General features: G+C 74.2%; 8 protein-coding genes. All 8 read right to left on the bottom strand.

The features are described from left to right. On the bottom strand, positions 1-263 hold a 263-nt coding region (locus tag VG869_15945; GenBank protein ID HEV3452676.1), incomplete at its 3' end, for a phosphoribosyltransferase family protein. A gap of 23 nt (positions 264-286) precedes the next feature. After that, a complete protein-coding gene (locus VG869_15940) occupies positions 287-1,138 on the bottom strand; it encodes a MerR family transcriptional regulator (protein HEV3452675.1) in 852 nt (283 codons plus the stop codon). Next, entirely contained in the window at positions 1,135-1,614 is a 480-nt protein-coding gene (locus tag VG869_15935; GenBank protein ID HEV3452674.1) for an FHA domain-containing protein, read from the bottom strand. Before VG869_15935 ends, VG869_15940 begins: the two co-directional genes overlap by 4 nt. A 49-nt stretch (positions 1,615-1,663) precedes the next feature. Next, entirely contained in the window at positions 1,664-2,047 is a 384-nt protein-coding gene (gene gcvH / locus VG869_15930) for a glycine cleavage system protein GcvH (protein ID HEV3452673.1), read from the bottom strand. Positions 2,048-2,071: 24 nt separating this feature from the next. Then, positions 2,072-4,558 carry a sugar phosphate nucleotidyltransferase gene (locus VG869_15925; GenBank protein HEV3452672.1) on the bottom strand — a complete coding sequence of 829 codons (2,487 nt, stop codon included), beginning with the start codon at positions 4,556-4,558 and terminating at the stop codon, positions 2,072-2,074. Further along, a complete protein-coding gene (locus VG869_15920; GenBank protein HEV3452671.1) occupies positions 4,555-5,154 on the bottom strand; it encodes a CDP-alcohol phosphatidyltransferase family protein in 600 nt (199 codons plus the stop codon). Before VG869_15920 ends, VG869_15925 begins: the two co-directional genes overlap by 4 nt. A 33-nt stretch (positions 5,155-5,187) precedes the next feature. Next, a complete protein-coding gene (locus VG869_15915) occupies positions 5,188-5,484 on the bottom strand; it encodes a Dabb family protein (GenBank protein HEV3452670.1) in 297 nt (98 codons plus the stop codon). Further along, a partial coding sequence (locus tag VG869_15910) for an SDR family oxidoreductase (GenBank protein HEV3452669.1) occupies positions 5,484-6,046 on the bottom strand: 563 nt, incomplete at its 5' end. The genes VG869_15915 and VG869_15910, both read right to left, overlap by 1 nt.

Here is a 6,046-nt window from a genome sequence, read left to right as displayed (position 1 = left end):
TCGACGAGGACGACGTCCCGCCCGGCCACGTCGAGCTCGAGGTCCTGGAGGATGCGGACCCGCCCGCTGTCGGGCGCGTACCGGGAGATGGCGAGGAAGTCGATCTGCACGTCGACGGCCTGGATGGCGCGCGCCAGGTCGGCGAGGAACACGAGCGCGCCCTTCAGCACCCCGACGAGAACCACCCCGTCGGGACTGTCGGCCGCGATCCGGCCGGCCAGGTCCTCGACGCGCGCGCGCAGCGCGGCCCGGTCCAGGAGCACGCGCGCTGCCGCGACCGGCGGCGTCACTCCTGGAAGGCGTCGCGCGTGGCTCGCCGCAGCATGAGGGCCCGCAGGCGGGTGGCGGCCCGGGCCAGCTCCTGCAGCTCCGACTCGAGGTGGGCCCGCGCCGCCGGGTTGCGCTGCCGCCGGTACTGGAACAGCACCCGGGCGAAGAGCTCGGCCTCGCGCTCGGCGAAGTGCTGGTACATGCGGAGGTGCCGGGCCGTCGCCGCTCGGGCGTAGAACGGCGCCGCCGCCCGCGCCGTCTCGAAGGCCTCGTCGTCGTAGCGGGCCGTCTCCCCGGAGCCCTGCACCGGCTGCAGCATCCCGTAGGCCTCGAGCTCCTCGAGCGCGTCGCCGCTGATGCGCAGCTCCGCGCACACCTCGGCGCGGGTCCGCTCCCCCGCCGGGTCCAGCGCCGGTGCGGGCCCGAGCACCGCCCGGTCGTCGTCGGGGTCGGCGAGCTCCTCGAGGGGCAGCGTGAGGTCCGGCGCGACCCGTGGCGCCGGCGGCGCCGCGACCGGCGGCGGCGAAGGAGGCGGTGGTGGTGGCGGCTCGGGCGCGTCCGACGGGTCGGCCCGCTCGCCGTTCGAGGAGCGCAGCGGCGGCGCGCCGGTCCGCCCGTACCGGTCGAGGCGCTCCTTGATCACGCGCAGCGGGAGGAAGTACTCGCGCTGCTGGAAGAGGATCCAGCGCAGCCGCTCGACGTCGGGGGCGTAGAAGCGCCGGTAGCCGGACGGGGTCCGCTCGGGGTCGATGAGCCCCTGGCTCTCGAGGAACCGGATCTTCGACACGGTGACGTCCGGGAACTCGTCCTGGAGCGAGCTGAGCACCTCGCCGATCGAGAGGTGGCCCGCGGGGGCGGGGGCGCTCACGCCCGGACCTCGGCCCGCCCGCCGAGCAGGAAGGTGAGCACGAACCGGCCGATCTGGAGCTCGGCCATGTCGTCGAGGGGCGCGGTGTCGATGCGGGCCCCGCCGAGGTAGGTCCCGTTCAGCGAGCCGACGTCGGCGATCTCGTACCCGTCGGCGGTGCGGCGGATCACGGCGTGCCGGCGAGACACGGTGACGTCGTCGAGGAAGAGGTCCGAGTCGGGGTGGCGGCCGATCGTCGTCACCGGGGCGTCGAGGGCGAAGGTGCTCCCGGCGTTCGGGCCCCGCCGCACGACGAGCATCCCGAGGTCGGCGGGCAGGTCGTCGAGGAGGGCGCCGAGCTCGGCCTCGAGCTCCTGGCGATCCTCGAGGAGCCGGAGCGACACCGTCGTCTCCTCGGCGTCGCCGAGCGAGGCCCCGCAGGACGAGCAGAAGTTGGCGCCGGCCTCGTTCTGGTGCCCGCAGCGGCGGCAGCGCATGGCCTCGAGGGTACCGACGACCCCGCGACGCATCAACGATCGCAGCCGGTCAGCCCTGCTCGACGAGGCGCTGGTAGGCGGCGGCGTCGAGCAGCGAGTCGAGCTCGCCGGCGTCGGCGATCGTGAGGGCGAAGATCCATCCCTCGCCGTACGGGTCCCGGTTCAGCCGCTCGGGCTCGTCGGCGAGCGCCTCGTTCACCGCCGTGATCCGGCCGGAGACCGGCGAGTAGATCTCCGACACCGACTTCGTGGACTCCACCTCGGCGCACGCCGCGTTGGCGACCACCTCGAGCCCGACGGCGGGCAGCTGGACGAACACGACGTCGCCGAGCTGGTCCTGGGCGTAGTCGGTGATGCCGACGCGGGCCGTCTCGCCGTCGACCGCGATCCACTCGTGCTCGGCGCTGTACTTGCGGTCGGACGGGAACTCCACGTCGCCTCCTCGTGGCGGCGCAGGCTATCGGAGCAGCTCCTCGACGGCCTCGGTCCGCTCCCGCGCCAGTCGCAGCGCCGCCGTCTCGGTGTCCGCCTCGGCCCACACGTGCGTGACCGGCTCCTCGGGGTCCGGGACGAGCAGCGTCCACCCGTCCGAGCCCACGACCTTCACCCCGTCGATGAGGACGACCTCGCCCGCCGGCGGCCGCTCGACGAGCTCGCGCATGAGCGCGCCCTTCCGCTCCCACGGGGTCGGGACGCTGTCGTGGACGACGTGGACCGACGGCAGCCCGTCCACGATCGTGGACAGGCGCCGGCCCGTGGTCTCGAGGAGGTCGAGCAGGTGGGCGAGCGTCGCCACGGCGTCGAACGCGGGGAGGAAGGCGGGCCAGATGAACCCGCCGCCGCTCGTTCCCGCGAAGCGGATCCCCGCGCCGGACGCGACCTCCATGAGATCGGCGGCGGCGAGCTTCGTCCACACCACCTGCCCGCCGCCGGCCTCGACGATTCGCGCCGCCTCGCGGGTCGTCGACACCGGGAGCGCGACGCGCGCCGCCGGGTCGACCTCGACGACGAGACGGAGCAGCGCCAGGAGCGCCTGGGTGTTCGTGAGCGGATGCCCGGAATCGTCGACCACGGTGCCCGTCTCGCCGGCGGCGTCGACGACGAAGCCGAGCTGGCTGCCGGACGCGCGCACGAGCTCCCCCACCCGGGCCCGCTGGGCGTCCGGCTCCGCCGCCGTGACCGCCGCCGTGCTCGCGTACGGGTTCACGGCGAGGACCTCCGCGCCGAGCTTGCCGAGCACCGTGGGCAGCACGGTCGACGCGGCGCCGAACGAGTAGTCGATCACGACCTTCGCGGCGTGCTCGCGCAGTCGCGCCGCGTCGACGCACCCCTCGAGGGCGGCGGTGTAGAACTCGATGGCGCGAGGCGGGTACACGATGTCGCCGATGTCGCCGGCGAAGGCCCGCCGGTAGTCCTCGCGGTGGAGGAGCCGCTCGATCTTGCGCTGCATGGCGGCGTCGATGTCGCGGCCGTCGGCGTCGAAGAAGCGCAGCTCCACGCTGTCCGGGTCGCCGGCGACGAGCCGGACCGTGATGCCGCCGAGGGCCTGGCTGTTGCGCACCTGGAACCGGGTCAGGGGCACGGTGGCGAGCTCGACGTCGTCGACGGTGACGCCGGCCAGGTTCAGGCCGCCGATGACCGCCCGCTTCAGGCCTCGCGCCACACGGCTCGTGTCCCGGCTCGCGGTCACGACCGCCCGCCGCTTCACCGCGGTGCCGTAGGCCATGGCGACGCGGACCGCGACCTCGGCGGTGATGTCGACGTTGGCGAGCCCCGAGATCCCCCGCCGACCGAAGAGGGTGCGCACGCCGCGGGTCTCCCAGATGATCGAGGAGTTCACGACCGCGTCGGCGTCGACGGTCTTGAACGGGTAGATCTTCACGCCCGCGCTCACCACCGCGTGGTGGCCGACGAAGCACTCGTCGCCGACGACGACCCCCTCGTCGAGCCGGGTGTGCTCGCGCAGGTCGCTCGAGCGGCCGACCACGGCCCCCCGCAGCCCGGCGCCGCGGCCGACGTACACGTGGTCGTGGAGAACGGAGCGGACGATGGAGGCGTCCTCGCGCACCACGACGTCGGTCCCGAGCACGGTGTACTCGCCGAGGTGCGCGGCGGCCTCGACGCGGCAGCTGTCCCCGATCACGACCGGCCCGTCGACGCGGGCGTCGGGGTCGAGCTCGGCGTTCTCGCCCAGCCACACGCCGTCGGCGACCTGGAAGCCGCCGATGTCGACGTGGACCCGCCCGTCGAGGACGTCGACGTGGGCGCGGCGGTAGGCCTCCGTGGTCCCGACGTCCTCCCAGTAGCCGTCGGCGACGTGCCCGTGGAGGGGCAGGCCGCGCTCGAGGGCGTCGGGGAAGACGTGGCCGGCGAAGTCGACGACCTCCCCCTCGGGGATGAAGTCGAAGATCTCGGGCTCGAGCACGTAGATCCCCGTGTTGATGGTGTCGGAGAACACCTCCCCCCACGACGGCTTCTCGAGGAAACGCTCGATCGACCCGTCCGGCCGGGTGATCACGATCCCGAACTCGAGCGGGTTCTCGACCCGCTTCAGCCCGATCGACGCCACCGCGCCGCTGTCCCGGTGGGCCTTCACGAGGCCCGACAGGTCGATGTCGGTGAGCACGTCCCCCGAGATCACGAGGAAGGTGTCGTCGAGCTCGGCGGAGGCGTTGCGGACCGACCCGGCGGTGCCGAGCGGCTGCTCGTCGCTGGCGTAGCGGATCCGGAGCCCGAAGTCGGACCCGTCCCCGAAGTAGGTGCGGATCTGGTTGGCGAGGTAGGCGACGGTCACGACGACGTCGTCGAAGCCGTGGTGCGCGAGCAGGGCGACGATGTGCTCCATCATCGGCCGGTTGACGAGCGGCATCATCGGCTTGGCCTGGTTGCTCGTCAGCGGCCGCAGCCGGGTGCCCTCCCCGCCGGCGAGGATGACCGCCTTCATGCCGCCACCCGCTCGGTCCGCCGGGCGGCGCGGCCGTCGTGGAGGGCGGCGCGCGCGAGGGGCACGTACGCCAGGAGGGCCTGGTAGCTGAGCAGCAGGCCGCCGCCGGTGAACACCCAGCTCAGGCCCAGGACCGCGTCGCGTCCGGCGCCGCCGGCCATCGTGTTGGCGAGCAGGAAGCCCGGGAGGCCGAACATGAGGGCCAGGGTCCCGGCCTTGCCGGTCCACTGCACGTCGATGCGCCGGGCGCCGGCGGCGGCGAGGCCGAGCGTGGCCGCGGCCACGAGGGCCTCGCGGGCTAGCACCGCGGCGCCGACCCCGGCGGGCACGCTGCCCTCGAGGAGGAGCCCGACCACCGCCGCCAGCAGCAGCACCCGGTCGGCCACCGGGTCGAGCACCTTGCCGAGCTCGCTGCCCTGGTCGTAGCGGCGGGCGATCCAGCCGTCGACCCAGTCGGTGGCGCCGAGCATGCCGAGCAGGGCGAAGGCGGCACCCCGGTTGTCGGGGCCGAGGAGCAGCCAGAGCAGCAGCGGGGCGCACGCCAGCCGCAGCACGGAGATCGCGTTCGGGACCGTGAGGACCCGGCGGCGGGGCATCCGTCCAGCGTACGCGCGGCCCCCGCCGGTCGATCAGGGCAGCACGAGCTGCACGGCGACGCGCGACGCGAGGATGGGCCGGATCCGCTCGACCAGCACGGCCTGGTGGGCCGGGTGGGCTTGGTAGCGGCGCCAGCCGTCGGCGTCGTCGAAGTCGGCGACGATCGCGAAGTCGGCGTTCCCCGGCGCCAGCCCGACGTCGGGCCCGATGCTGTAGGCCCGGAGGTCCGGGATCTGCGCCGGCAGCTCGGCCAGGGCGTCGGTGACGGCCGCGACCTCGGCCGGGGTGGCGTCCTCGCTCCAGGTCAGGCAGACCACGTGGCGCAGCACTACTGCAGCCCCGCGTAGGAGCCGCCGTCGACGGGGATCGCGGCCCCGGTGACGAACCGAGCCGAGTCCGAGCACAAGAACGCGCAGATGGCGCCGAAGTCCTCGGGCCTCCCGACCGTGCCGGCCGGGATCGCCGCCGCCGCGGCCTGGACGCCCCCCAGCTCGCGCATGCGGTCGGTGTCGTGCATCCCCGGCTGCAGCGAGTTCACCGTCACCCCGTCGCGGGCGACCTCCCGCGCCAGCGTCTTCAGGAAGCCGGTCACCCCCGCCCGAGCCGTGTTCGAGAGGATGAGGTTCGGGATGGGCTGACGGACCGAGATCGACGTGATCGCGACCACCCGCCCCCACCGCTGGTCCTGCATGCCGGGCACCGCCTCGCGGCACATGGCGATGATCGAGAGGGCGTTCAGCGCGAAGGCGTGGGCGTACTCGGCCGGGTCGGACACGTCGGCGAACCCGCCGGGCCGGGGTCCCCCGGCGTTCGCCACCAGCACGTCCACCCCGCCGAGCGCGGCGCGCGCGTCGCGCACGAAGCCGCTCGCCCCGTCCGGGTCCGACACGT

This window comes from Acidimicrobiia bacterium, from assembly GCA_035948415.1.
In the GTDB taxonomy this organism is placed as follows: Bacteria; Actinomycetota; Acidimicrobiia; order IMCC26256; family PALSA-555; genus PALSA-555.
The sequence above is the reverse complement of the archived record's forward strand: the minus strand, read 5'-3'. Positions and strand labels throughout refer to the sequence as shown.